This is a genomic window from Paenibacillus sp. WC2504, from assembly GCF_052682475.1.
In genome coordinates, this window is sequence record NZ_JBQZFH010000001.1 from 3,406,371 (window position 1) to 3,428,979 (window position 22,609).

Genomic DNA, 22,609 nt, shown 5'->3' on the forward strand with positions numbered 1-22,609 from the left:
TGATAGTGTGCTGCAGGTACTAGTTGACAATAGAAACGGTAACGTGTGGGATTTGCCGGTGTCATCCATCAACTATAGAACCGTTAGGATTGGAAAGGCGTCGAGTGTAGATTTCACATTCCTGAGCGGCGGGATATATGAAAGCACGAATTTCCAAATCAATAACGGGGATATTGTGAGGGTTACACTGAACGACATTCCTGTGTTTTATGGTTATGTGTTTAAGATTGATGGTGGCCGAGATGAGGCAGTCAAGGTTACTGCTTATGATCAGACACGGTACCTGATGGGATCTGATACTTATGTGTTCAAGAATACGACGGCGACGAACGTGCTTAAGAAGATTGCGAATGATTCGGGTCTGAAAGTTTCTAGTGAACTTGCGGATACATCATATGCCATTCCAAAGATCGTTGCTGACGGAGAGAAGCTATTCGACATCATTGTGAATGCTCTTGCGGACACGACACGCTCAACCGGTAAATCATATGTGTTTTTCGATAACTTCGGTGAGCTCACAATTAAGAAGATTGAGGATCTAGCGATTGATCTGTCACTAGGGGATCAAAGTCTTGTATATGATTACTTAACATCGAGATCCATCGACTCGGATACATATAACAGGATCAAGCTTGTACAGGATATTAAGAACAAAAAAGGCAAGGTCACAGGTCGTGATGTGTATATCGCTCAGGACAGCAACAACATTGAAAAGTGGGGCCGGCTGCAGTACTATCAAAAACTCGATGATGGACTGAATAAGGCGCAGATTAATGAAGTCCTGACGACACTGTCGCAGCTAAAGAACCGCGAGACGAGAACCTTCTCTATCTCAGCTCTTGGAGATATCCGCGTGCGTGCCGGTTGTAAACTCTCGGTAAACATCCAGAAAGCAGGTATCAACGAGTCCTATCTCGTCGATGAGTGCGAACACAGATTTGAAGGCGAAGAACATACGATGTCACTAAATTTGAAGGTGTACGGATGAAAAACATAGGCTTATTAGCAAATGTCATAAAATCAGCAGGCGTCGGAGCTGTGCGAGCCGGTTCTCCGGTCGAGATCATATTCGGAGTCGTGTCAAATACAAGTCCTCTCGAGGTAACCATTGATCAGCGTTTCTCACTCGACGAGGACTTTTTAATTATTCCTGAGAGTCTAGTGGAGTATAAGATCTCGGTAAACCATACGCACAACTACAGCGGAGGGACAACCGGACCAGCATTAACTGAAGAGCTCATCATCAGAAAGGGGCTTGAAGTTGACGACGTTGTGATCTTATTCCGACTGCAGGGCGGCAATCAATATTTAATCTTCGATAGGGTGGTGTGAAGAAATGATCCCAACAGGGGGCATGACTAATGCTGCATTGCAGCAGTCACAGCAGCCAAGTAGAACATACAGGATGGATTTAGAAAATGGTCGGATCGTTGGGACGACTGAAGGACTAGAAGCAGTCAAGCAGGCTGTTCACAAGATCCTTGGTACTGAACGATTCGAATACTTGATTTATGGACCAGATTACGGCAGCGAGTATGGTTCATTAATTGGCGTGAATAGCGGGTTAATTCGTTCTGAATTAGGGCGTAGGATCACTGAGGCTCTTATGCAGGACGACCGCATCACGGATGTTCAGGATATGAAAGTAATGATCACAGGGGATTCAGCTCTTGCGGAATTCACAGTCGTCTCACAATACGGAAGTTATCAAACAGAGAAAGGTGTGAGCGGAGTTGTATGAATCTCAAACATACGGCGCTATCTTACAGCGAATGCTTTTGGCTGTTCCTGACGACATCGACAAACGGCCGGGGAGTATTATCTATGATGCTTTAGCTCCTGCTGCTTTAGAGTTATCCGAGATCTATGTGAATCTCGATAGACAACTGAAAGAAGTTTTCCCGCAAACAGCATCGGACAATAACCTCGACTTATTGACAGAGCCTTTTGGTCAGGAACGTAATCAGGCTACGTATGCAGTCCGCAAGGCCGTTTTCACAGGTCAGTCTGGCGTATCAATTAATGTGCCTATCGGTAGTCGCTTCTCGATATCAGGCGTTACGTACAGAGCTATATTGAGGATTACTTCAGGGCAGTTTGAGCTAGAATGTGAGCAGTCGGGAAGTATCGGCAATCAATACTTTGGGACTATGATTCCTATCGATTACGTGGATGGTTTAGTCGTGGCTACCCTCGCAGACGTTCTGATCCCGGGGGTTGATAGAGAAAGCGACGACGATTATCGGACTAGATTCTTTCTCGGCGTGCGTCTGCCTGCAACGAGCGGAAACAAAGCTGATTATCGCAAATGGGCGCTTGAGGTGGACGGAGTAGGAGGGGCGCAGGTTATCCCGCTATGGAATGGACCAGGAACAGTGAAGGTGATCATTATCGATGCTGAAAAACTTCCAGCGAGCCCTACACTAGTTTCTATTGTGCAAGACTATATTTCCCCGGCAGATGGTACCGGAGAAGGCGTGGCGCCTGTGGGTGCTGATGTGAACGTCGTTGCTGCTACGAGTGTATTGGTGAACATCACAGGCACAATCGTGCGTGATGGATCACGAACGATCGTTCAGATTGAGGAGGATTTCGCTTCAGTCATCTCTTCATATCTTGCAAGCATTGCCTTTATAGACAATGCGAATGTGTTATATGCAAAGCTTGGTGCAATGTTGCTAGATGTGGCAGGAGTCGATGACTACACGGCGTTACAACTAAATGGGGCGACAGGTAACATTACGATCCTTAGTGGTCAGGTGGCAGTCCTCGGGACGGTGAATCTGTCATGAGTGAGATTCAAATCAGGAGCCCTTCAGGGGTTCAAATGATTGGTGTATTGCCTGAAATGTACGCAGGCATTCACGAGGCTCAGGCGCTGATGCAAAGTGAAGGTGTCGAATTCGATGCGGTGAAGATGAATTCTATCGACGTATTCGATCAGGCTAAAATCGATGTATCGACATGGGGGTTGTCCTTGTGGGAAGAAGCGCTTGGGATCAAAACAGACATCTCGAAAAGCTATCCTATTCGACGTGCTGTGATAAAGTCTAAGATCCGAGGTAACGGCACGACGACAATGGCGCTGCTTCAAAAGGTCGTCAGTAGTTACGAAAACGGCGTGATTGAAGTTACGGCACAACCTGCTCTTTATCAAATTACGATCAACTTCTCAAGCGTGATCGGTGCGCCTCCGAATATCGCAGATGTACAGGCAGCAGTCGAAGCGATCATCCCAGCACATCTCGCGGTAGTTTATAAATTCCGATATCTCAGCATCACTGAAGTTGAGGCAATGACGATAGACGAAATCGAGGCAATAACACTCGATAATTTCTCATGGGGGTGATTAGATATGGCTAATCCAACGACGCCAAATCTAGGACTGATTAAGATCGACCGGAGTTCTCCGTCGTCGATATTCTTCAATACAAAATCTTACATAGATGACAATATGGATATCATTGATGTCGCAGTAACCGCAAGAGCTCCGAAGGAAAACCCGGTATTTACGGGAACAGGCGTAACGCTCCCCGCTGATCCGACACAAGCGATGCATGCCGTAACATTACAACTTTTAAATGCGAAATTTGCACAAGCTATGAAATACGCTCCTTAATTGTGCGTTGTTGCTTTTAGAAAGGGGGTGAATTAGTTGCCTACATTAACGCTCACAGCAGTAAAGGATACCTATCTTTATTCAGGCTCTGTTAATCAAGCATATGGTACGTTTGGAACATTTCTTTTAAGCTACGATGGATATAGTGCTTACCCATGTATTAACTTTGATTTCTCTGCACTACCTGCAAATGCTTTTATCACTTCTGCTACGTTGAAAATTTATGCAGCTAGTTCTCCGAATGGCGTGTCTGCGGGGAGTAGTTTACCCGTATCTATTAGTGCCATTACGGATTTTAATGAGTCCACAATTACTTATTCTAATGGCTACTCACAGGTATCCGTTGTTGATGATACTACTTCCGCAGGAGCGCAAATTACCGTTCCTACTAATGGAAGCTGGCTAAATCTCAACGTTACGTCAATGATGCAAAAAAGGATTAGTTTTCAGGGATTTATGCTTAGTTACTATCAAAGTGGTATTGGTTATAATCAATCTTTTGCAAGTAGGCAATATAGTGGGGGCATATCATTCGCTCCACAACTCGTGATTGATTATTCCATTGGTAGTATCGTCTCTACTAACGTATATTTCACATCTGACTATACGGTCAATGAATCAAACGGTATTGAAAGTCCATACAATCCAACTGTTAATATTGGTGCAAATACGCACCACTACAATTCCGATGGTGGTTACGATGAATACTATTATAAATTCGGATTGTTATTTTGGGATATGGGCACTATTCCTGCAAATGCTCAACTTAAATCTGCTAGCCTGAACGCGAAGACATCTAGCTACGGTTCACAAAGACGTCTGGCTTCTGTCGGTACTTACTTGTATCAGTATAATGGTAGTAACGAAGCAAGTCCTGTGAGTATCATCGCACAAGGGGCGTACGCTGGAGGTGGAGCATTCGGTGCAGCCACAACAGAAACATGGTTTACATATCCATTTACAAAACCATTTAGATCTAGGTTCATTGGATCAGCACAAGGTTACTATGGTGTCTACTTAAGACCAGACGCTGAACAGCGAGATGTTTGGGTTATGTCCGATTTCTATTCTAGGAATAGTGGAAATCCTCCATACATAACGGTTACGTATGTTATCCCTAACCAACCGCCTAATGCACCTATTATTACTTACCCACCTGCTAATACGTGGATCAATACAAAAACGCCGCTTGTACAGTGGAATTTCATCGATTCTGACCCTGGTGACTATCAAAGTCAATACTGGATTCAGTTAGTTAATAGTGCCTACAATGCTGTCCTAGCTGATACCGGTTGGTTGACGGGTAATGTTCGAAGTTGGCAAATGCCGGCGGGGTGGATCAATGCGGACGGAAATTATTATTTAAGAATGATGGTTCGCGATTCTGCGGGAGCAAATAGCCTTCCGGGTACCGGAACCCCTGGAGATACAACATTCTACAACGTTTATTTTGGGGTGGATACAACTCCCCCAACAATCGGCGGCGTATCACCCGGGGTTTACACGAAGAACGCAACCCAGCGAATGCTGGTTATGGGTGTATCGGATAACGTAGCTATTGACCGTGTAGACGCCTATATTCTAAATAGGGCACAGAATGCATGGTCTGGGCCTTTTATCTGTTCAAATGCGGGCGGTGGTACTTGGTACTATGACTTCAATGCTGCATATGAAGGTGATGGGTATCATACCGTCGTTTTCTGGGCCTACGACGAAGTTAATAATGGTACCCAGTCGGTGCCTACCTTTATTCATTACGATGCATCAGTACCCGCAGCACCAACGCAAACAAACGGCATACTTTACGCAACTTCAAATGGTATCACTTGGTCTGCATTTAATGATGGAGCCAACAGTTCAGGCCTTTTACTTACAACACTAACCCTTCAAAAATGGAATGGCAGCACGTGGGTTACGGAATCAGGCTTCCCCAAAAGTGTAGTAGGTCTAACGTATAGTTTCACTGGTTTAACTCCAGGTACTCAGTATCGATGGGGTGTGACATATACAGATAATGCAAGTAATACAAGCACTTTGAACTATACGACATTCACAACAAACAGCTATGCCGTTTCGACGATTAACAACCTAACGCCAAGCGGAAGCGTGTTAAATCAACGCCCAAAATTCAGAATAACTCCAACGGACGCTAACGATAGCACATTGACGGATTTTCAGATTCAAATAAGTACGTCTAACTCCTTTGCATCTACTATTATAGATGCCACAAGATCCATCAAGCCTTCGGATTGGAGCACAGCAGCAACTGTACCTTCGGGTACCGCTATTGCATATTCGCCGCTTAGCAACTTAGGAACAGGGAGTTTGTACGTAAGGTCGAGGGCAAATGATGGAAAGGAGTGGGGGATGTGGAGCACGGTAGTTAACTTCACAATTTCCGCGGTTACCTGGGCAACTACCATTGCAGCAGAAGACACCGCTATCAGTAAGAGAACAGTGGATGAAATCAGAATTAAAGTGAATGCAGTACGTCAGGCTAGAGGCTTAGCTCCTGTCGTTTGGACTGATTCGACCATTACAGATTGGAACGGGCTATCTCCTACAAACGTTAGGGCAATGCATCTGATCGAGCTGCGGCAAGCCATCACGGACATATATACAGCGTTATTCGTGACGGCTCCAAATTGGTCTTCAGATCCTATCATAGACACAACGATTAACCGTAAGGGCCAACACTGGATCGATTTAAGAACCGCACTAGCATTAGCATAAAGACGACAGGCCAAAAAGCGCCGGTCGTCTTTTACGTTCCCCAAAAAAATAAAAAGCCCTTCGGGGAAGAAGAGAGAGGTCAGTAATGAACAAGTTTTTACAATCACTACTCACCCTGGAATCATTATTTAAGCCTGCAAATGCAGGAGCTGCTACCGTAGGAGCTATTATTGGACCGTTTATTTTACAGTCATTTGGCAACGGAAAAGCATGGGCTTTTATTTTATTAATCGCTGTCATCATTGCTGACTGGATAACTGGGACTGCTGCAGCTAAGAAAGATGAAAGCTACACCTCTGAGTATGGAATTAGGGCGGTACCGCGGACAATTTTAATGCTCTGGTTTCCTATTATTGGTGGATTACTTGATAAGGTATCACAGAGTGTTTTTGGAATCAATCAACCAGGATATGCATTCTTTTCAATCACTATCATGCTTATCTATCATACCTGGGAGAGCATGACAGCTAATGCTTATCGAGCTGGCTGGGAACAGTGGATTCCTAAGACCGTTACATCATTTGTGGGGAGTGAAATTAAGGCGAAGATCGAACGAGCTAATCGTCAGAAGGACGGTATGAGCAAATGAGAAATCAAGAATTCATTAATAAAATCGCACCCGCAGCTGTAGAGGACATGATTAATACGGGTGTGCTTGCAAGTATTACAATTGCTCAGGCGGCTCTGGAAAGCGCATGGGGGCTGTCTGCCCCTGGTAACAATTTATTCGGAATTAAAGGCAGTGGAACGACTCAGACAACAAAAGAATTTATCAATGGCGAGTGGGTGACTATCAATGCAGGTTTTAGATCATATCAAGACTGGTTCGGCAGCATAGCCGATCATTCAAAGTTTTTACTTGAGAATTCGAGGTACCGAAATGCAGGATTCTTTGATCAATGTTGTGCAATGGACTATGCCGGGGCAGCGAAGACCTTACAAGCTGCAGGATATGCGACGGATCCGCAGTATGCTGCAAAAATAATCGGTATCATTGAAAATAATCGATTACAACAATTTGATCAGGAGGCGGATACTATGCTGAAAGAAATTGACGATTTAAAGGGACAAATTCAAACACTACTCAACACTGCAGAGGTCCATATTGAAAAAATCAGTGCGCTAGAAGCGAAAACAAGCATGGCGGTTCCGGAGTGGGCCAAGGAGGCAGTGATTGCGGCAAGCACTACCTTTTGCAGAGACGGCAGGCCCTTGATTGATACGCCTGATGGTAGCAGCTATGACTTCTATAGGTTGCTGACTACGATCCATCGGAAGGGGCTCATATAAAAGTTGGTTATCCGGAAGTTATGAAACAGAAAAATTTAGCGCATCGAAAGCCCGTGGGAAGTATCCCCGGGCTTTTATTTCATATCTATACCACCAGAATTAAAATCTATCCATCTTAAAAATAGTTATTTTTTCTTTTTTCTACTACCGTGATTTGGTTTGTTATCTTTTTGATCTTTCAAGTGATTCTCTTGTTGCTGGTTGTTCGTTGACATGATAGTTGCCCACCTTTAGAGTGATTTTAAACATTAAATATTGTACGCATTTGAAGTGGGCTTAATTCTTGTGGTAATTATTTTTATTCGATAATATTTAAACAATACTCAAACACCTTCGTCATTACTTTTCTCTCATAATCATTTTTTACATAAAAGCAATGCCGTTTCCAATCAAGCAAACGCAGCGCACCGTCCATATCCCCGGTTAACGCAATCTGATATGCTGACTCTACCTGTTCTAAAGACGGTACTCTCTGATGTTTCCTGTGAAAGCCAATAATCTTTGATAATTCATTACTCTTGTAAATCTTCAAGTAGTAAATACGCCTCCATATTTGTATCAAAAACTAAGATAAGACCATCGACAGTATACTCCATATCATTTACTTCGAGGTGACTAAGTGTTTTATGTTCACCTGTCTCTTTATGCTTTACATTGTATTCCACGATGTCATCCCCTAAATAATAAATTCTTCGAAAACTGGCAACCGCATTGCTCCAGATTTATACCAATCGCGATATTTCACTTTGCATCTGACCAGAGGTTTTATATATACATGGTCTTTACTTTCACCACTTTTAAATGACTGAAACACTGGCCACATTGATTCGCGTGCAGACTGGGTTATTCCTAGCTCGAGCGTACCGATCGGACGGATACTTTCTCCATCCGGGTAGCCGAGCAGCCAAGAACTTTCCTTCTTGCTATAACCAGTTATGTAGACCTCTGCCTTTTGGTAGTTGATTACCTTTTGCCATGACCAGGAACGGACGCCTTTTTCGTATTTCGAGTCCTTTTTCTTTAGGACAATCCCTTCAAGTCCATGTTGGCAAACAATATCAAAGAAATCCTTTGCACTGCCATTGATTGGCCGGACAATTCTATAGTGGTCCGTTTCTTGAAGTGTTTCTTCAAGCAACTGCTTTCGTTGAATTAACGGCAATCCAGTCACGTCTAAGCCTTGGTGGTATAAGATGTCAAAAGCCATGTATACGACTGGTTTACGTTTCTTACTAGACCGAAAGCCTCCATTTGTCGCTTCGAAGTCTGCTCGCCCTTGCTCATCAAGAACAACGATTTCCCCATCGAGAATAGTCCCTTTCGGAATCGGCGGATTGTGGAGTTCCGGATACTTAGCTGTTGCGTTTGTGTTTTTTGTATATAGGTTTAATTCTTTCATATTAGATACAATTAATCGAATGCCATCCCACTTCAATTCTGCGAAGGTGGAAATACAATCAAACGGTTCGTTGTTTTTGGCATATTGGAGAAGCATTGGAGGAATAAACATTTTCTTCATCACCCATAATAATGGTACACCTTAGAGCTATCTATGACTAATGGGATTTGAAGGAAGCAAGGAGCCTAATATAATGAAGAGATTATTTACTCCAAGTTCATTTGTTTGTCTTAGTATAGCAACTGCAATCTCATTGCCAATGTACTATGTGTTTAGAGGAAGATGAGCTATGTACGAGCTCAAATAGTAGTAATACTTAATTAGTAAAGATTATGTTGCCCATCAAAATGTTCCCCGCTAGCTTTAATGGCTAGTGGGGATTTTTTTGTATTTACAAAAATCACTTGCATAGCGAATACGTGTTCGGTATATAATATAAAACACAAACAAACGTTCCTATTTTGAGGTGATTAAATGAGTGTCATGACAAATGTTGAGACTGACGAGGATGTTCAATTAATCAAAGAGTTTACACTGCTTCCTATATTACTCGATATGTTGTCGAGGGATTGTGAAGAGCTCAGGGTTCACAAAGACAAAATTATATATGGTCATATTCTGTTTTACCTAAAAGAAGTCGAGAACACTATTTATCCAGAAATACAAAGCATTAAGAGTAAAATGAAAAAACGTGATATTAAGGTATTGAATACATCGATGACTGCTTTAGGCATTAACGTTGAATATAAAGTTCGTGGTTACGTCCATCATTTCACAATGCTCAGAAGTTTGATTAAAGCTGAACTCATGACAACTTTAATGAGAATGCGGAGGTCATTGTAATGGTAATGAGGGAAAAAAGCGAACGCACAATTTACCTCTCGGATTGCCAATCTTTTTACGCAAGCGTCGAAAAGGCTACACATCCTGGATTAGATAATCTTCCTGTTGTTGTGGCCGGTGATCCTGCTAGAAGATCTGGAATTATTTTGGCAGCATGTCCAATAGCCAAAAGCTTTGGAATTAGTACGGCTCAACGACTTGGAGAAGCCCTGCAGCTATGCCCAGATGTTATCGTAATGCGTCCGCATATGCAGCGTTATATTGATGTATCACTTGCAATTACAGATATTTACAAAGAGTATACCGATTTAGTTGAAGTGTTTTCTATTGATGAGCAATTTCTAGATGTAACGGGTTCTCTCAATCATTTTCGTTGTACCTCAGAAGAACTGGCAAGCATGATTCAAAAAAAGGTCGCGGCGTCAATGAATGTTCGTATTCGTGTTGGCATCGGTCCAACTAAAATCCTTGCTAAGCAAGCAACGGACAATTTTGCAAAGAAAAACCCAAGTGGTATTTTTACGCTTGGTAAAGAGGATGTAGAACGTGTCCTATGGCCTTTAAGTGTGGATAAGATGTATGGAGTTGGGTCGCGCATGACTCGGCACTTCGTAGCTCTTGGCATGACAACGATAGGTCATGTTGCTCAAACACCATTGCATTTACTTAAGCAGAAATTTCGTGCGCGCTTTGGTAAACAATCTGATATTCAAGCTGAGGTCATGTGGCGTACAGCTAACGGTCTTGATGATAGTCCAGTCACACCTGGCACATTTAATGTAGCTCCAAAATCAATTGGTCACGGAATGACCTTGCCACGAGATTATACGACGGCAGAAGAGGTAGATATTGTTCTCTTGGAATTAACGGAAGAAGTTTGCCGCGATGCACGAGCGAAGGGGTATACGAGCGGAACCGTTCATGTATTCTGCATGTGCTCACCCTACGATGCGCCTACAGGCTTTAGTCAGCAGCGCAAGATGCCCTTTGCTACAAATAATACTCTGAAAGTTTTCAAGTCAGTTCGTGAGATCTTTCATCGTAATTGGAATGGGCACCCGGTGCGTAAAGTTGGCGTTACGCTAGGATCACTTGATGATGAGGAAGTTACACAACTAGATCTCTTTGAAGACGTAACGAAGCTAAGGAAACTCGATAGTGTTCTAGATGGGATTAAAGATCGTTTTGGCAATACGGCAATTATTCGCGCTTCGAGTTTAATGAAAGCTGGTCTAGCTGAAGATCGAGCTGGTAAAATTGGAGGTCACTATAGATGAGTAAAAAATTAGAGCTTAACGGACTTTGGGAATCCAGTCGGATGATGCTTCCTCAACATAAAGAGTCAGCGATTAGAAATCGAAAAGAGGCTCAGCGGTTATCACGGCCTATACGAGACGAGCAAGAAATTCAAAACATATCAGCTGTGCTGAGTTTGTCGCAGATGTACAAGAAACCAGTTGTACTAACTTTATATGAAGAGTTTAAAACTCGATCAGTTACCGGCATCGTGGCACGCAGTAGGCATGGTGAATTTCGATTAGACATAGTGGAGACAGTTAGCGCAGTAGAAGATTGGGAATGGATTGCTTACAGAGATGTTCTTAAAGCAGAATTAAGCAATGAATGGACAGAAGATGGAATGATAGATTCGTAAAAATAATGAGAGCCTGGGCCAAGGGCAGTATCATTATTAATGAAGAAAAAAATAAGCACATGGGAAACTTCCCATGTGCTTATTTATGGTTAATTTAATTGTAGTTAGATTTAATTCTCTTCATTTGGTACCTTATCGGTACCCTTGTATGTTTTTTTATGCCTGTACCACTCAATATTTATTGGTCTGTTATATATGTAAAACCTTGATATATCAAGGAAATGTTAAAACTGTTCTATAAATTAATACGACGGCCCTTTTACAGGCCGTCTCATGGGAGAGGAGAAACCGGACGAAGAGCTTATGGGGAAACGTAAGTCTTCTCCGCGGTTGTCTACGACATTCTCTGATGTCGATAGTTCAAGGATGACCGTTTTACAGGAAATTTATACATGGCAGGCACAAAATTTTTGTGTCAGAATAGGGCTTGTGGTACGATAGCAAAAGAATGAACCAGTCAGAAGGGGAAAAGCGCAAGATGAGAGTGATTTCAGGCACTGCCAAAGGCAGGTCGTTAAAGGCGGTACCCGGTATCAGCACACGGCCAACAACGGATAAAGTGAAAGAAGCGATCTTCAGTATGATCGGGCCTTATTTTGATGGAGGGCAGGTCCTCGATTTGTTCGCAGGCACAGGCGGGTTAGGCATCGAGGCTCTGAGCCGCGGGATGGATAAAGCGGTCTTCATTGATATTGAGAAGAAGAGCATCGATACGATCCAGCATAATCTGCAAGTAGCCGGGCTCAAGGACCAAGCCGAGATTTACCGGACAGATGCCGCTCGGGCATTGAAGGCTTTAGCAAAGAGGGAGCAGCAGTTCCAATTGGTTTTTCTAGACCCGCCATATAAAATGAAAGTGATCGTGGATCTGATCAACGCGATGGAAACACAAGCTATCGTTGAGGCGAGTACCACAATTGTGGTGGAGCATGACGCGAAGGATGTTCTAGACGACGTTATAGGCGGATTCAAGCAACAAAGAAGAGCGGACTATGGAGATACCGCTGTTACAATTTACAAACAATCTGTAGGGGATGAATAGGATTTTGAGAGGAGATGACAGCATGATGAAACAAGAACATGGCATTACTGTAGCTGTATATCCGGGAAGTTTTGACCCGGTGACATATGGCCACCTTGATATTATACATAGAGCAGCGAAGGTGTTTGATAAGCTCATTGTTGCAGTACTGAATAACACATCCAAAAACCCTCTTTTCACGTTGGAAGAAAGAATGGAGCTAATCCGAACAGTGACGAAGGATCTGCCAAATGTAGAGGTGGATGGGTTCAGGGACTTAATGGTGAATTATATGAAGCACCGCAATGTGCGACTGATTGTGCGCGGTCTTCGGGCTGTTTCTGATTTTGAATACGAGCTTCAAATGGCGTCTACGAATCACAAGCTCAACTCGGATGTGGAGACTTTCTTTATGACCTCGAAGCCCACGTACTCCTACTTGAGCTCCAGTATCGTCAAAGAAATTGCTCGTTTTCATGGGCCTGTTGTTGATTTAGTTCCTCCCGAAGTGGAAATAGCGCTGCAAAATAAATTTCCAAAAGCTTAAAGCAGCCATCTATTGGGCTTTTTTTCGAAAAGTACTTAAAAAAGAAGAGACGATTAGCATAGTGATGATCAAAAGAAGGAACTGAAAGAGGTTAACTCCCCAAAAAGCCCATATCGAGCCGCCGTTCAGCTGAGATGCGAATTGTGTGTTCGTGTTTGTTGTTTGATCCAACCAGAGAAAACTTGGTTCTGTATCTATGAGAAGGAACTGTACAGGTTTCCAAAATAGAATGGTACCTACAAAGGCAAGAACGGCGTGCAAGATACGGGACTGGAAGAAAAAGCGATAGCGTGCTTCTGTTTTTTGGTGAAAGCCAGCAACTTGCGCATGTGCGGACAAGCCGCCCCAACCAAGAAATGCGCTAATGAGCGCCATTTGTGGTAGTAAGGAGATGCCCTGAACTTGGCTCCAGGAATAGGCTCCGAGATGAATCTCCATCAGACCCATCACCCATTGCGGTGATGTATCCGTGTGGACATTCAAGAAGCGCAAGAAGAAGGAGACGAGGGGCTTAAGGACTTCTGTGAGATGGGTAATGGTAATGACGTTAATCAATACGGAAAAGATCATCATATATCCGCCGATGAGCATTAACGTTTGAACAGAGGAAATCACTGCATCGCCTAGGAGCTTGCCGAACGCACGGCCATCGTGCAGATAGGCTTGTCGCATCGTTGACAAGGCCATCTTCCAGATAGAGCCTGACGATTTAGGAGCAGCGCTTTTTTGATCATCCGAAGGCTGCTGAGGCATTTGAGATCTTTTAGGCAATCGCATTAAGAAGCCGGTGACAATAGCGGTCGTATAATGAACGATGGCCAGGATAAGACCAAGTTTCGCACTGTGCAGAAAGCCGATACCCACAACCATGATTAAGAATAAAGGGCTGCACAGGTGGGATAAAGCTGTTAGACGTTCAGTCTCATCTCGCGAGATGAGTTTTTTTTCGCTGAGGGTGGCAGTAATTTTGGCTCCGCTAGGAAATCCTACAATCAGGCCTGAAGCTAGCGCCCAACCACCCACTCCGGGCAAACGGAATATCACTCTCATTAATGGGTCTAACAGAACGCCTGTCCCTTGAATGACGCCAAAACCAATCAACAGCTCGATCATAATGAGAAAAGGCAACAGGGCAGGAAAGACGAGTTTCCACCAAATCGTAAGCCCCTCGAGCGAAGATTGAAACGCTTTGTCAGGGAAAAGTATGATAGACACAACTACGAGGGCAGTCAGAGAACCCAGTACGAGCGTTGTCAGCTTGGGAGTGTAGCTTACTTTTGAAGGCTGCATGGTTTCACCTCATCCTTTAACATGCTTCATTTGTACGCGAAAAGACAGAGGTTTAGACCAAGCTTTCATTCTTGTCCATTGGAAGATAGTCATGACTTGTAGTAGGCATCAGGAAGGGGAACCTGTATGGAAAACGAAGAAGAGAATCGAATTCACACGTGGTCTAATGATTCCTATCGATATCCGAGAAGATCGTCGACGAGGCGTTATTTAGTTTCAGCGCTTGTCGGAATTGTCATTATTTATTTGTTGTTTTTTGTACGGTTACCATTCTTTATTTTCATGCCGGGAACGGCGGAAGAAATTAAACCGATGGTGACAATACCAAGAGGCTCTGATTTGGAAAAGGGAACGTTGATGCTTACGACAGTGCGTGTAGCCGATGCCAATATGATTAATTATCTAATTGGTCTTGTACACCCATATGAAGAAATTCAGCCCAAAACGAGTGTTTTGCGCAAAGGTGAGTCTGAGCAAGAGTACACGCAGCGCCAAGAATATGTCATGTTGACCTCGCAAGCGAGTGCCATTCAAGCAGCGTACACACATGCGAAGGTTCCTTTTCACATCAATCATGAGGGCGTAATGGTATTGCAGACGTTACCTGGTTTATCGGGAGAGAAGGTGCTCAAACCCGGTGATGTGCTGCTGAAGGCTGGAGAGAAAGATGTGAAAGTGGCTCAGGATTTACTTGATGCATTAAAAGGGAAGAAAGCGGGAGAATCCATCACGGTTACCTACTCTAGGAATAAGGTGGAACAGCAGGCAACACTAGCACTAGGAGCGCTTCCTCAACAACAAGGGGAGACAGGTGAACCTCGTGCTGGTATTGGCGTCGTTCCGGCTGATATGCAAGCAGTCAAAGCAGACCAAGAAGATCAACAGGTCTCGATTAAGGCTGGAGAAATCGGAGGGCCTTCGGCTGGTTTGATGTTTTCGTTAGAGATTTTTAATCAACTGGTTCCAGAGGATATCACAAAGGGCTATCGTATTGCAGGGACAGGGACCATTGAAACAGATGGCACTGTGGGCCCGATCGGAGGCATTCAACATAAGATTATTGCCGCGGATCGGGAAAAGGCGGATTTCTTCTTTGCTCCCAAAGATGTGACGTACAAAGACGGGACCAAAATTACGAATTATTCCGATGCCGTCCAACGAGCGAATCAAATTAAGACGAAGATGAAAATTGTCGAGATCGGCACGATGGATGACGCCCTGAAATATCTAGCGGCGCTGCCTCCCAAGTAAGCTCTTTGGAATGCAAGTAAATAGATTTATAATTGACAAAAGGCAATCAAACTGGATATAATAATCTTTGTTTGTTTGGGGTGATATAACATGCAGATTCGTTTTAGAGAGCTTTCTCTGAAAGGACACCCGGTCCATATGACGGAAGAGATGAATTTGACGGCTCCTTTTGAAGGGCGTCAAGATATCCTTCGCTATGGTCCTGTACGTGTCGATCTTCTTGCATCGCATGAAGATGGAGTAGCCAAAGTTAACGGAACGTTAACGCTAGACTTGGAGTTAAGCTGTTCACGATGCTTAACGCACACGAATCAAACAATCGAACTTCCTTTTGAGGAAGTCTTCATGCAAAAGCCAGAGGAAGAAGACCCGGAACTTGACGAGGACATTCATTTGGTCGTTGGAGATAAAGTCGATTTAGAGCCGTACGTTGTAGAAAATGTAGTGGTCGGTTTACCGTACATACCACTTTGTGACGAAGCGTGCAAAGGTCTCTGTCCTGTGTGTGGAGAAAATCGCAATCTTAAGGATTGCGGCTGTAAGCAGGAGAAAATCGATCCTAGGCTTGCAGGTCTCGCGGACTTTTTTAACAAAGAATAAGGCAACGCCCGAAATTCGATGAAGGAGGTGTTTTGAATATGGCAGTACCTCAAAGGAGAACGTCCAAAACTCGTCGCGACAAGCGCCGTACTCACTTTAAATTGGAAGTTCCAGGCATGGTGAAATGTGAACAATGTGGAGAACTGAAGCTGGCACACCGTGTGTGCAAGTCTTGCGGAACTTACAAAGGTAGAGAGATCGTAAAAGCATAAGAATAAGCATAGTACTTCATCCTAGTGTGAGGTGCTATTTTTTTTGCTTTCTTTTTGGTTCTAAATTTAATATACTACAGTTTAGTATCTGGTAATAAGATGAGATCTCACGAGATAAGGTGGTGCTAGCCATCGAACGCCTTCCTAAACGACAAAGGCAGCAGCAATTGCTTCAAGCAATTGAAGCGAATCCTTTTATGACTGACGAGGAACTGATGCGAACGTTTCAGGTTAGCATCCAAACCGTCCGGTTAGACCGATTGGAACTAGGTATTCCTGAGCTGCGGGAACGCATGAAACACATGGCTGTCAAAACGTACGATCAAGTGCGTTCACTGTCCATTGATGAAGTCATTGGTGAAGTGATCGATTTACAGCTTGACCAAAGCGGTATTTCGATTTTTGAAATTAAAGAAGATCATGTTTTCTCAAGAACCAAAATTGCAAGAGGACATCATATATTCTCACAAGCAAACTCCCTCGCCGTTGCCGTTATCGACGATCCGATCGCCTTGACAGCCTCAGCAGACATCCGGTTTATACGTTCTGTAAAGCTAGGAGAGAAATGTATCGCCAAAGCCTATGTGCGTTCCGTTTCCAAAGGGAAAGCAAGAGTTGAAGTGTCTTCCTACGTTGGCGATGAGGCTGTGTTCCGAGGTAATTTCGTGATCTTTCATTCGAAGAAAGAGCAACATCTAGAGAGGGAGGACAAGCTGCATGCGGATCGCGATTGATGCCATGGGCGGCGATAATGCCCCGAAGATTGTCGTGGAGGGTGCGTTAGCAGCGGCCAAAGAATGGAAAGACGTACATATCATTTTGGTCGGCAATAGCGCTGTAATTGAAGCCCATCTCACAGAGAGACCGGCAAATATAAGTATCCGTCACGCGGAGGAAGTCATTGAAGCGGAAGATGAGCCTGTGAAAGCAGTGCGGCGCAAAAAAGACGCCTCCATGGTTGTGGCGGGTAAACTAGTACGGGAGAAAGAAGCGGAAGCTATGATTTCCGCTGGAAATACAGGTGCATTGATGACGACGGGCTTGCTCGTGGTGGGAAGAATCCCGGGCATTGAGCGTCCGGCTCTGGCGCCGATGATCCCGACAATGGATGGCAATGGTGTGCTTGCCCTCGACTTGGGTGCGAATATGGATGCTACGCCGGAGCAATTGCTCCAGTATGCAATCATGGGCAGCATTTACCGTTCCAAAGTGCATGGCGTTTCTAAGCCGCGCGTAGGCCTTTTGAACGTAGGAACAGAGGCTGCCAAAGGGAATGAATTAACCAAAGCGGCATATCCTCTAATGGAACAAGGGCCTATTCATTTTGTAGGAAATGTCGAATCGTCTCAGGTACTCCGCGCCAAATGCGATGTTATCGTATGTGACGGGTTTGCCGGAAATATTATGCTGAAATCGCTGGAGGGTGCGGCATCCGCTATTTTCTCAGCACTGAAACAGGAATTTACGAAATCGATATTTACCAAGCTGGCAGCAGCTGTTTTGAAACCGGGTCTTACCCAATTCCGCAAAAAGTTGGATTATAACGAGCATGGAGCGGCGCCATTCTTAGGGATAGATGGATTGGTTCTGAAGAGCCATGGTTCCTCCGATGCAAATGCCATTAAAAATGCGGTTCGCCAAGCTAGAATAGCTTTGCAAAATGATTTGGTTGGCACGATATCTGCCGAAATAAGCCATGGGAAGAGAGATATTACAACATGAACCTAATACCAGTTGGGGTGCTTGGTACAGGGAAATATGTACCTGATCGCATATTAACGAATCAAGAATTGGAAACGATGGTTGAGACGAACGATGAGTGGATCGTAACGAGAACAGGCATCCGTGAAAGAAGGATCGCAGCTGAAGGACAAGCAACGTCCGATCTTTGTTATGAAGCATCGTTGATTGCACTGGCCAATGCCGGCATTACGGCAGACCAACTTGATCTGATTGTCGTTTCCACCATTACGCCGGATATGTCATTCCCATCAACGGCTTGCATCCTGCAAGAGAAGCTGGGGGCCAAAAAGGCTGCGGCATTTGATTTATCTGCGGCATGCTCAGGCTTCGTATATGGACTGGCTAATGCATCTAACTTTATTGCAACAGGAACTTATAAATATGCCCTTGTGATTGGTGCAGATTGTTTATCCAAGATTACAGATTATACAGACCGGAATACGTGTATTCTGTTCGGTGATGGTGCTGGAGCGGTTGTGATTGGCGAAGTGCCTGAAGAAAGAGGATTCAAATCCTTTGAGCTTGGTGCCGATGGCACAGGCGGGCCGCTGTTGAAAATTGAAGGCGGGGGATCACGCAATCCTGCTTCACAAACATCGATTGATCAACGTATGCATTACATCTATATGGCTGGTGCTGAAGTTTTCAAATTCGCGGTGCGGATTATGGGGAATGCAGCAGATGAAGTTCTGAACAAAGCAGGCTGGGACAAATCGGATATTGATTTACTAGTCCCGCATCAAGCAAACATGAGGATTATTCAAGCTTCTTTAAACCGACTGGAAATGACCGCAGATAAATGTATGATTAATCTCGATAAATACGGCAATATGTCGGCAGCCTCCATTCCCGTAGCGCTTGCAGAAGCTGCAGAGCAAGGCAGATTAACAGAAGGCGATCGTCTTGTGCTGGTTGGTTTCGGTGGAGGTCTGACTTGGGGCGCAACCGCACTGGTGTGGTAGTTCAGTTCATTTTATACATGAAATTCATTTATTTTATTTAAAATCTATTGCCAAAGGGGATCCTATTCTCGTATGGGTAAAATTGCGTTTGTTTTTCCTGGTCAAGGCTCACAGTCAGTAGGGATGGGCCATGATTTATACACGAATCATCAGGCAGCCAAAGCTTTTTATGACCGCGCAAATGAAGCGCTGGGCTTTTCCTTATCTGATCTGATCTTCCAAGGTCCGGAGGACCAGCTGAAGATCACTTACCACACGCAGCCTGCCTTACTGACAACAAGCATCGCTTGTCTGGAAGCATTTAAGGCTGCGGGCATTACGCCAGACTATGTCGCTGGACATAGTCTGGGTGAATACAGCGCGCTCGTCGCAGCCGGCGTGCTCGCTTTTGAAGACGCGGTCCGCACGGTGCGGGCCCGCGGCGAGTTCATGGAGCAGGCCGTCCCTGGCGGCCTGGGCGCGATGGCGGCCGTGCTCGGAGCCGAGCGCGAAGCGCTTGCGGAGCTGTGTAAGGCCATCACAAGCGGCGGCTCCGTCGTGGAGCTCGCCAATGTGAACTGCCCGGGACAGATCGTCGTCTCGGGCAGTAAAGAAGGCGTGCAAGCGGTTGTCGAACGCTGCAAAGAAGCCGGTGCGAAGCGGGCCATCCCGCTCGAGGTGAGCGGACCTTTCCACTCATCACTGATGAAGCCCGCTTCAGAGCGTCTCGCTGAAGTGCTCGCATCCATCGAGATGAGCGAGGCAGCCGTTCCCGTTGTGGCCAACGTTACGGCACGTCCTGTTACGTCTCCAGCCGATATCCGCGGTTTGCTTGTCGAGCAGGTCTATTCCCCTGTATTATGGGAGGACACGATTGCGTACTTGATCAGCGAAGGTGTTGATACCTTTATTGAACTGGGATCAGGAACGGTGCTTGCCGGTCTGATCAAAAAGGTCGATAAAACGGTCAAAACCGTTTCGATTGGCAGCCTCGAAGCTCTGGAGAAGTATTTACAGGAGGTGCAATAACATGCTAACGGGTAAAGTAGCACTGGTAACCGGGGCATCCCGAGGCATCGGCCGAGCGATTGCTTTGCATTTGGCTGAACATGGCGCAGATGTTGCTGTAAATTATGCAGGAAGTGAAGCCGCTGCTGAAGAAGTAGTAGCAGCCATTGAAGCGATGGGGCGCAAAGCCATCAAACTCCGTGCTGACGTAAGCAGTTACCAGGAGTCTGAGGAATTAGTTAAGCAAACCATTGAAAAATTTGGTAAGATTGATATTCTTGTGAATAATGCAGGTATCACAAGAGACAATCTAATCATGCGAATGAAGGAAGAAGAGTTTGATCAAGTCATTGCTACGAATCTGAAGGGTGTATTTAACTGTGTGAAAGCTGTTACTCGTCCTATGATGAAGCAAAGATTCGGTCGAATAATTAATATATCTTCTGTAGTCGGCGTGCTCGGAAATCCGGGTCAGGCTAACTATGTAGCAGCCAAAGCCGGCGTGATTGGTTTAACCAAGGCTACGGCGAAGGAGCTTTCCACTCGGGGCATTACCGTGAATGCGGTGGCGCCAGGTTTTATCGAAACCGATATGACCGACAAGTTGTCGGCCGAGATGCGTGAGCAAATGTTGAAGCAAATTCCGTTGGAGCGCCTTGGTCAACCAGAGGAAATCGCAAAGGTTGTTCGCTTCCTGGCATCCGACGATGCATCCTACATGACAGGCCAAACACTTCACGTGGATGGCGGCATGTACATGTAAGATTCGCCAAAAAGAGAATCTCCAAATTGCCTACTGGCAATCTGTCAAAGATTCTCGTATAATACCAAAGAGGAGGTGAACCGGATGTCCGACGTATTGGATCGTGTTAAACGAATTGTAGTCGATCGTCTAGGGGTTGATGAAGCTGAAGTCACCCTCGAAGCATCTTTCAAAGAAGATCTTGGTGCTGATTCTCTCGATGTAGTTGAATTAGTGATGGAATTAGAAGATGAGTTCGATTTAGAAATTTCAGATGAAGATGCTGAGAAGATTACGACAGTAGGAGAAGTTACGAATTACATAAAATCTCATACGTAATAGTCTACAGAGTCCCGTTTCTAATCAAGACGGGACTTCTCTCCATTCTCATCCATTAAAAAATGAAGATTCACGACATAGAAGGTGGTACAGATGAAAAGAGTTGTAATTACAGGTATGGGCGTAGTTACTGCCCTTGGTCAAGATTTAGATACGTTTTGGGGCAATTTGACGGCCGGCAAGTCCGGTGTCAGCTTGATTGAGAATTTTGATGTAAGCGAATACCCAACACGCATTGCAGCAGAAGTGAAAGATTTTAATATTGAAGATTATGTGGATCGCAAAGAATCTCGCCGGATGGACCGTTTCGTACAGTTTGCCGTAGCAGGCGCTCTTAATGCTCTGAAGGACGCGAATTTGAACCTGAAAGAGGATACAGATCCAGAACGCGTCGGGGTTTCCGTTGGCTCTGGAATCGGCGGTTTGAATACGTGGGAAGAGCAGCATAGAATCCTTTTGGAAAAAGGTCCAAAACGTGTTTCTCCGTTCTTTATCCCAATGATGATCGCGAATATGGCTTCGGGTCACATCTCGATGGTTACAGGGGCTAAAGGACCGAACTCGACAGCGGTGACAGCTTGTGCGACAGGAACGCATTCCATTGGTGATTCCTTCAAAATGATTCAACGCGGCGACGCTGACGTTATGATCTGCGGCGGAGCAGAGGCGACGATTACGCCGATTGGTGTGGCTGGTTTCTGTGCGCTGCGCGCGATGTCCACTCGCAATGATGAGCCGCATTTGGCAAGCCGCCCGTTTGATACGGACCGTGACGGTTTCGTTATGGGCGAAGGATCAGGCGTTCTGATTCTGGAGTCACTTGAACATGCGGAACAGCGTGGGGCACGCATCTATGCCGAAGTAATCGGCTATGGGATGAGCGGCGACGCCTATCACATGACAGATCCGGATCCGGACGGAGCAGCCCGTTGTATGGTGAAAGCGATCAAGGATGCTGGCATTTCGCCAGATGAGATTACTTACATTAATGCTCACGGAACATCAACACCAGTTGGTGATAAGTCGGAAACAACAGCGATCAAGAAAGCACTTGGCGATCATGCGTACAAAGTAGCGGTTAGTTCTACAAAGTCCATGACAGGACACTTGCTTGGAGCTGCCGGAGGCGTTGAAGCTGTCATCTGTGGTCTGACAATCGCTAACAGTTTGATTGCGCCTACGATTAATCTGGTGAACCAAGATCCGGAATGTGATTTGGATTACGTACCGAACCAAGCACGACAAGCAAAAGTTGATATTGCGATGTCCAATTCATTTGGTTTTGGCGGTCACAATGCAACGATTATTATGAAAAGGTTCCAAGCATAATTTGCCTGCCTGCGAAGAAAGATAACGAAATAGCATTCTCTCTGGGTG

General features: G+C 44.9%; 28 protein-coding genes. 24 read left to right on the top strand and 4 right to left on the bottom strand.

The features are described from left to right. The first annotated feature begins 7 nt into the window (after positions 1-7). The 9 genes from ACUN27_RS15120 (at position 8) to ACUN27_RS15160 (ending at position 7,642) form a co-directional block, all read left to right on the top strand. Positions 8-988: an XkdQ/YqbQ family protein gene (locus ACUN27_RS15120; RefSeq protein WP_445559143.1), complete on the top strand. Its 981-nt coding sequence runs from the start codon at positions 8-10 to the stop codon at positions 986-988. After that, the gene (locus tag ACUN27_RS15125; protein WP_445559144.1) at positions 985-1,332 is read left to right on the top strand and encodes a DUF2577 domain-containing protein; all 348 of its coding nucleotides are present in this window, start codon (positions 985-987) and stop codon (positions 1,330-1,332) included. The genes ACUN27_RS15120 and ACUN27_RS15125 overlap by 4 nt, the downstream gene beginning before the upstream one ends. Before the next feature lie 4 nt (positions 1,333-1,336). Further along, positions 1,337-1,741, top strand: a complete 405-nt coding sequence (locus tag ACUN27_RS15130) for a DUF2634 domain-containing protein (RefSeq protein ID WP_445559145.1) — start codon at positions 1,337-1,339, stop codon at positions 1,739-1,741. After that, positions 1,734-2,792 carry a baseplate J/gp47 family protein gene (locus tag ACUN27_RS15135; protein WP_445559146.1) on the top strand — a complete coding sequence of 353 codons (1,059 nt, stop codon included), beginning with the start codon at positions 1,734-1,736 and terminating at the stop codon, positions 2,790-2,792. Before ACUN27_RS15130 ends, ACUN27_RS15135 begins: the two co-directional genes overlap by 8 nt. Further along, the gene (locus ACUN27_RS15140; RefSeq protein WP_445559147.1) at positions 2,789-3,349 is read left to right on the top strand and encodes a putative phage tail protein; all 561 of its coding nucleotides are present in this window, start codon (positions 2,789-2,791) and stop codon (positions 3,347-3,349) included. The genes ACUN27_RS15135 and ACUN27_RS15140 overlap by 4 nt, the downstream gene beginning before the upstream one ends. Positions 3,350-3,355: 6 nt before the next feature. Further along, the gene (locus ACUN27_RS15145; RefSeq protein ID WP_445559148.1) at positions 3,356-3,619 is read left to right on the top strand and encodes a hypothetical protein; all 264 of its coding nucleotides are present in this window, start codon (positions 3,356-3,358) and stop codon (positions 3,617-3,619) included. A gap of 36 nt (positions 3,620-3,655) precedes the next feature. Further along, positions 3,656-6,352 carry a DNRLRE domain-containing protein gene (locus ACUN27_RS15150; RefSeq protein ID WP_445559149.1) on the top strand — a complete coding sequence of 899 codons (2,697 nt, stop codon included), beginning with the start codon at positions 3,656-3,658 and terminating at the stop codon, positions 6,350-6,352. A gap of 85 nt (positions 6,353-6,437) precedes the next feature. Beyond that, entirely contained in the window at positions 6,438-6,941 is a 504-nt protein-coding gene (locus ACUN27_RS15155; RefSeq protein WP_445559150.1) for a phage holin family protein, read from the top strand. Further along, entirely contained in the window at positions 6,938-7,642 is a 705-nt protein-coding gene (locus tag ACUN27_RS15160; RefSeq protein ID WP_445559151.1) for a glycoside hydrolase family 73 protein, read from the top strand. Before ACUN27_RS15155 ends, ACUN27_RS15160 begins: the two co-directional genes overlap by 4 nt. A gap of 298 nt (positions 7,643-7,940) precedes the next feature. Here the strand turns inward: ACUN27_RS15160 and ACUN27_RS15165 are convergent, their stop codons facing one another. The 3 genes from ACUN27_RS15165 to ACUN27_RS15175 are packed head-to-tail and all read right to left on the bottom strand — an operon-like array spanning position 7,941 to position 9,161. Continuing rightward, positions 7,941-8,174, bottom strand: coding sequence for a hypothetical protein (locus tag ACUN27_RS15165; RefSeq protein ID WP_445559152.1), 234 nt, complete (start codon positions 8,172-8,174; stop codon positions 7,941-7,943). Continuing rightward, positions 8,155-8,307 (bottom strand): hypothetical protein, encoded by a 153-nt coding sequence (locus tag ACUN27_RS15170; protein ID WP_445559153.1) that lies wholly within the window; start codon positions 8,305-8,307, stop codon positions 8,155-8,157. The genes ACUN27_RS15165 and ACUN27_RS15170 overlap by 20 nt, the downstream gene beginning before the upstream one ends. A gap of 11 nt (positions 8,308-8,318) precedes the next feature. Further along, positions 8,319-9,161, bottom strand: coding sequence for an ATP-dependent DNA ligase (locus ACUN27_RS15175; protein WP_445559154.1), 843 nt, complete (start codon positions 9,159-9,161; stop codon positions 8,319-8,321). Positions 9,162-9,515: 354 nt separating this feature from the next. On the opposite strand from ACUN27_RS15175, the gene ACUN27_RS15180 reads away from it, so the two are divergent. The 5 genes from ACUN27_RS15180 (at position 9,516) to coaD (ending at position 13,106) form a co-directional block, all read left to right on the top strand. After that, positions 9,516-9,884, top strand: a complete 369-nt coding sequence (locus ACUN27_RS15180) for a hypothetical protein (protein WP_445559155.1) — start codon at positions 9,516-9,518, stop codon at positions 9,882-9,884. A 5-nt stretch (positions 9,885-9,889) separates the two neighbouring features. Continuing rightward, positions 9,890-11,161, top strand: a complete 1,272-nt coding sequence (locus ACUN27_RS15185) for a DNA polymerase IV (protein ID WP_145657819.1) — start codon at positions 9,890-9,892, stop codon at positions 11,159-11,161. Continuing rightward, a complete protein-coding gene (locus ACUN27_RS15190) occupies positions 11,158-11,538 on the top strand; it encodes a YolD-like family protein (RefSeq protein WP_445559156.1) in 381 nt (126 codons plus the stop codon). Before ACUN27_RS15185 ends, ACUN27_RS15190 begins: the two co-directional genes overlap by 4 nt. 478 nt (positions 11,539-12,016) lie before the next feature. Next, a complete protein-coding gene (gene rsmD / locus ACUN27_RS15195) occupies positions 12,017-12,580 on the top strand; it encodes a 16S rRNA (guanine(966)-N(2))-methyltransferase RsmD (RefSeq protein WP_326062766.1) in 564 nt (187 codons plus the stop codon). A 22-nt stretch (positions 12,581-12,602) separates the two neighbouring features. Continuing rightward, on the top strand, positions 12,603-13,106 hold the full coding sequence (gene coaD / locus ACUN27_RS15200) for a pantetheine-phosphate adenylyltransferase (RefSeq protein ID WP_315951154.1): 504 nt from the start codon (positions 12,603-12,605) through the stop codon (positions 13,104-13,106). Between the two features lie 9 nt (positions 13,107-13,115). Here coaD and ACUN27_RS15205 read toward each other — a convergent pair whose 3' ends face one another. After that, complete coding sequence (locus ACUN27_RS15205) at positions 13,116-14,396, bottom strand: nucleoside recognition domain-containing protein (protein WP_326062767.1); 1,281 nt, start codon at positions 14,394-14,396, stop codon at positions 13,116-13,118. Between the two features lie 126 nt (positions 14,397-14,522). Here ACUN27_RS15205 and ACUN27_RS15210 point away from each other — a divergent pair, with 126 nt between their 5' ends. The 10 genes from ACUN27_RS15210 to fabF all read left to right on the top strand — a co-directional run bounded on the left by ACUN27_RS15210 (position 14,523) and on the right by fabF (position 22,561). Then, positions 14,523-15,647 carry a SepM family pheromone-processing serine protease gene (locus tag ACUN27_RS15210; RefSeq protein WP_326062768.1) on the top strand — a complete coding sequence of 375 codons (1,125 nt, stop codon included), beginning with the start codon at positions 14,523-14,525 and terminating at the stop codon, positions 15,645-15,647. A 90-nt stretch (positions 15,648-15,737) separates the two neighbouring features. Further along, positions 15,738-16,247 carry a YceD family protein gene (locus tag ACUN27_RS15215; RefSeq protein ID WP_315951150.1) on the top strand — a complete coding sequence of 170 codons (510 nt, stop codon included), beginning with the start codon at positions 15,738-15,740 and terminating at the stop codon, positions 16,245-16,247. A gap of 38 nt (positions 16,248-16,285) precedes the next feature. Next, a complete protein-coding gene (gene rpmF / locus ACUN27_RS15220) occupies positions 16,286-16,459 on the top strand; it encodes a 50S ribosomal protein L32 (RefSeq protein ID WP_029195321.1) in 174 nt (57 codons plus the stop codon). A 119-nt stretch (positions 16,460-16,578) separates the two neighbouring features. Continuing rightward, complete coding sequence (gene fapR / locus ACUN27_RS15225) at positions 16,579-17,193, top strand: transcription factor FapR (protein ID WP_164819829.1); 615 nt, start codon at positions 16,579-16,581, stop codon at positions 17,191-17,193. After that, entirely contained in the window at positions 17,177-18,181 is a 1,005-nt protein-coding gene (gene plsX / locus ACUN27_RS15230; protein WP_315951146.1) for a phosphate acyltransferase PlsX, read from the top strand. The genes fapR and plsX overlap by 17 nt, the downstream gene beginning before the upstream one ends. Continuing rightward, complete coding sequence (locus ACUN27_RS15235; protein ID WP_315951144.1) at positions 18,178-19,164, top strand: beta-ketoacyl-ACP synthase III; 987 nt, start codon at positions 18,178-18,180, stop codon at positions 19,162-19,164. Before plsX ends, ACUN27_RS15235 begins: the two co-directional genes overlap by 4 nt. A 72-nt stretch (positions 19,165-19,236) precedes the next feature. Then, positions 19,237-20,172, top strand: coding sequence for an ACP S-malonyltransferase (gene fabD, locus ACUN27_RS15240; RefSeq protein ID WP_326062769.1), 936 nt, complete (start codon positions 19,237-19,239; stop codon positions 20,170-20,172). A gap of 1 nt (position 20,173) precedes the next feature. Then, entirely contained in the window at positions 20,174-20,914 is a 741-nt protein-coding gene (gene fabG / locus ACUN27_RS15245) for a 3-oxoacyl-[acyl-carrier-protein] reductase (RefSeq protein ID WP_315951141.1), read from the top strand. A gap of 84 nt (positions 20,915-20,998) precedes the next feature. Next, positions 20,999-21,232 (top strand): acyl carrier protein, encoded by a 234-nt coding sequence (acpP, locus tag ACUN27_RS15250; RefSeq protein ID WP_028558238.1) that lies wholly within the window; start codon positions 20,999-21,001, stop codon positions 21,230-21,232. Positions 21,233-21,325: 93 nt separating this feature from the next. After that, positions 21,326-22,561 (top strand): beta-ketoacyl-ACP synthase II, encoded by a 1,236-nt coding sequence (gene fabF / locus ACUN27_RS15255; RefSeq protein WP_315951138.1) that lies wholly within the window; start codon positions 21,326-21,328, stop codon positions 22,559-22,561. The last annotated feature ends 48 nt before the right edge of the window (positions 22,562-22,609 follow it).

Bases quoted from the DNA above. Each gene is read 5' to 3' on its own strand.
- fabF (WP_315951138.1), top strand. From the start codon at position 21,326: ATGAAAAGAGTTGTAATTACAGGTATGGGCGTAGTTACTGCCCTTGGT.
- ACUN27_RS15180 (WP_445559155.1), top strand. From the start codon at position 9,516: ATGAGTGTCATGACAAATGTTGAGACTGACGAGGATGTTCAATTAATC.
- rpmF (WP_029195321.1), top strand. From the start codon at position 16,286: ATGGCAGTACCTCAAAGGAGAACGTCCAAAACTCGTCGCGACAAGCGC.
- fabG (WP_315951141.1), top strand. From the start codon at position 20,174: ATGCTAACGGGTAAAGTAGCACTGGTAACCGGGGCATCCCGAGGCATC.
- rsmD (WP_326062766.1), top strand. From the start codon at position 12,017: ATGAGAGTGATTTCAGGCACTGCCAAAGGCAGGTCGTTAAAGGCGGTA.
- ACUN27_RS15140 (WP_445559147.1), top strand. From the start codon at position 2,789: ATGAGTGAGATTCAAATCAGGAGCCCTTCAGGGGTTCAAATGATTGGT.
- plsX (WP_315951146.1), top strand. From the start codon at position 17,177: ATGCGGATCGCGATTGATGCCATGGGCGGCGATAATGCCCCGAAGATT.
- ACUN27_RS15185 (WP_145657819.1), top strand. From the start codon at position 9,890: ATGAGGGAAAAAAGCGAACGCACAATTTACCTCTCGGATTGCCAATCT.
- ACUN27_RS15145 (WP_445559148.1), top strand. From the start codon at position 3,356: ATGGCTAATCCAACGACGCCAAATCTAGGACTGATTAAGATCGACCGG.
- ACUN27_RS15125 (WP_445559144.1), top strand. From the start codon at position 985: ATGAAAAACATAGGCTTATTAGCAAATGTCATAAAATCAGCAGGCGTC.
- ACUN27_RS15210 (WP_326062768.1), top strand. From the start codon at position 14,523: ATGGAAAACGAAGAAGAGAATCGAATTCACACGTGGTCTAATGATTCC.
- fabD (WP_326062769.1), top strand. From the start codon at position 19,237: ATGGGTAAAATTGCGTTTGTTTTTCCTGGTCAAGGCTCACAGTCAGTA.
- ACUN27_RS15235 (WP_315951144.1), top strand. From the start codon at position 18,178: ATGAACCTAATACCAGTTGGGGTGCTTGGTACAGGGAAATATGTACCT.
- ACUN27_RS15155 (WP_445559150.1), top strand. From the start codon at position 6,438: ATGAACAAGTTTTTACAATCACTACTCACCCTGGAATCATTATTTAAG.
- ACUN27_RS15205 (WP_326062767.1), bottom strand. From the start codon at position 14,396: ATGCAGCCTTCAAAAGTAAGCTACACTCCCAAGCTGACAACGCTCGTA.
- coaD (WP_315951154.1), top strand. From the start codon at position 12,603: ATGATGAAACAAGAACATGGCATTACTGTAGCTGTATATCCGGGAAGT.
- ACUN27_RS15175 (WP_445559154.1), bottom strand. From the start codon at position 9,161: ATGAAGAAAATGTTTATTCCTCCAATGCTTCTCCAATATGCCAAAAAC.
- ACUN27_RS15160 (WP_445559151.1), top strand. From the start codon at position 6,938: ATGAGAAATCAAGAATTCATTAATAAAATCGCACCCGCAGCTGTAGAG.
- ACUN27_RS15130 (WP_445559145.1), top strand. From the start codon at position 1,337: ATGATCCCAACAGGGGGCATGACTAATGCTGCATTGCAGCAGTCACAG.
- acpP (WP_028558238.1), top strand. From the start codon at position 20,999: ATGTCCGACGTATTGGATCGTGTTAAACGAATTGTAGTCGATCGTCTA.
- ACUN27_RS15190 (WP_445559156.1), top strand. From the start codon at position 11,158: ATGAGTAAAAAATTAGAGCTTAACGGACTTTGGGAATCCAGTCGGATG.
- ACUN27_RS15215 (WP_315951150.1), top strand. From the start codon at position 15,738: ATGCAGATTCGTTTTAGAGAGCTTTCTCTGAAAGGACACCCGGTCCAT.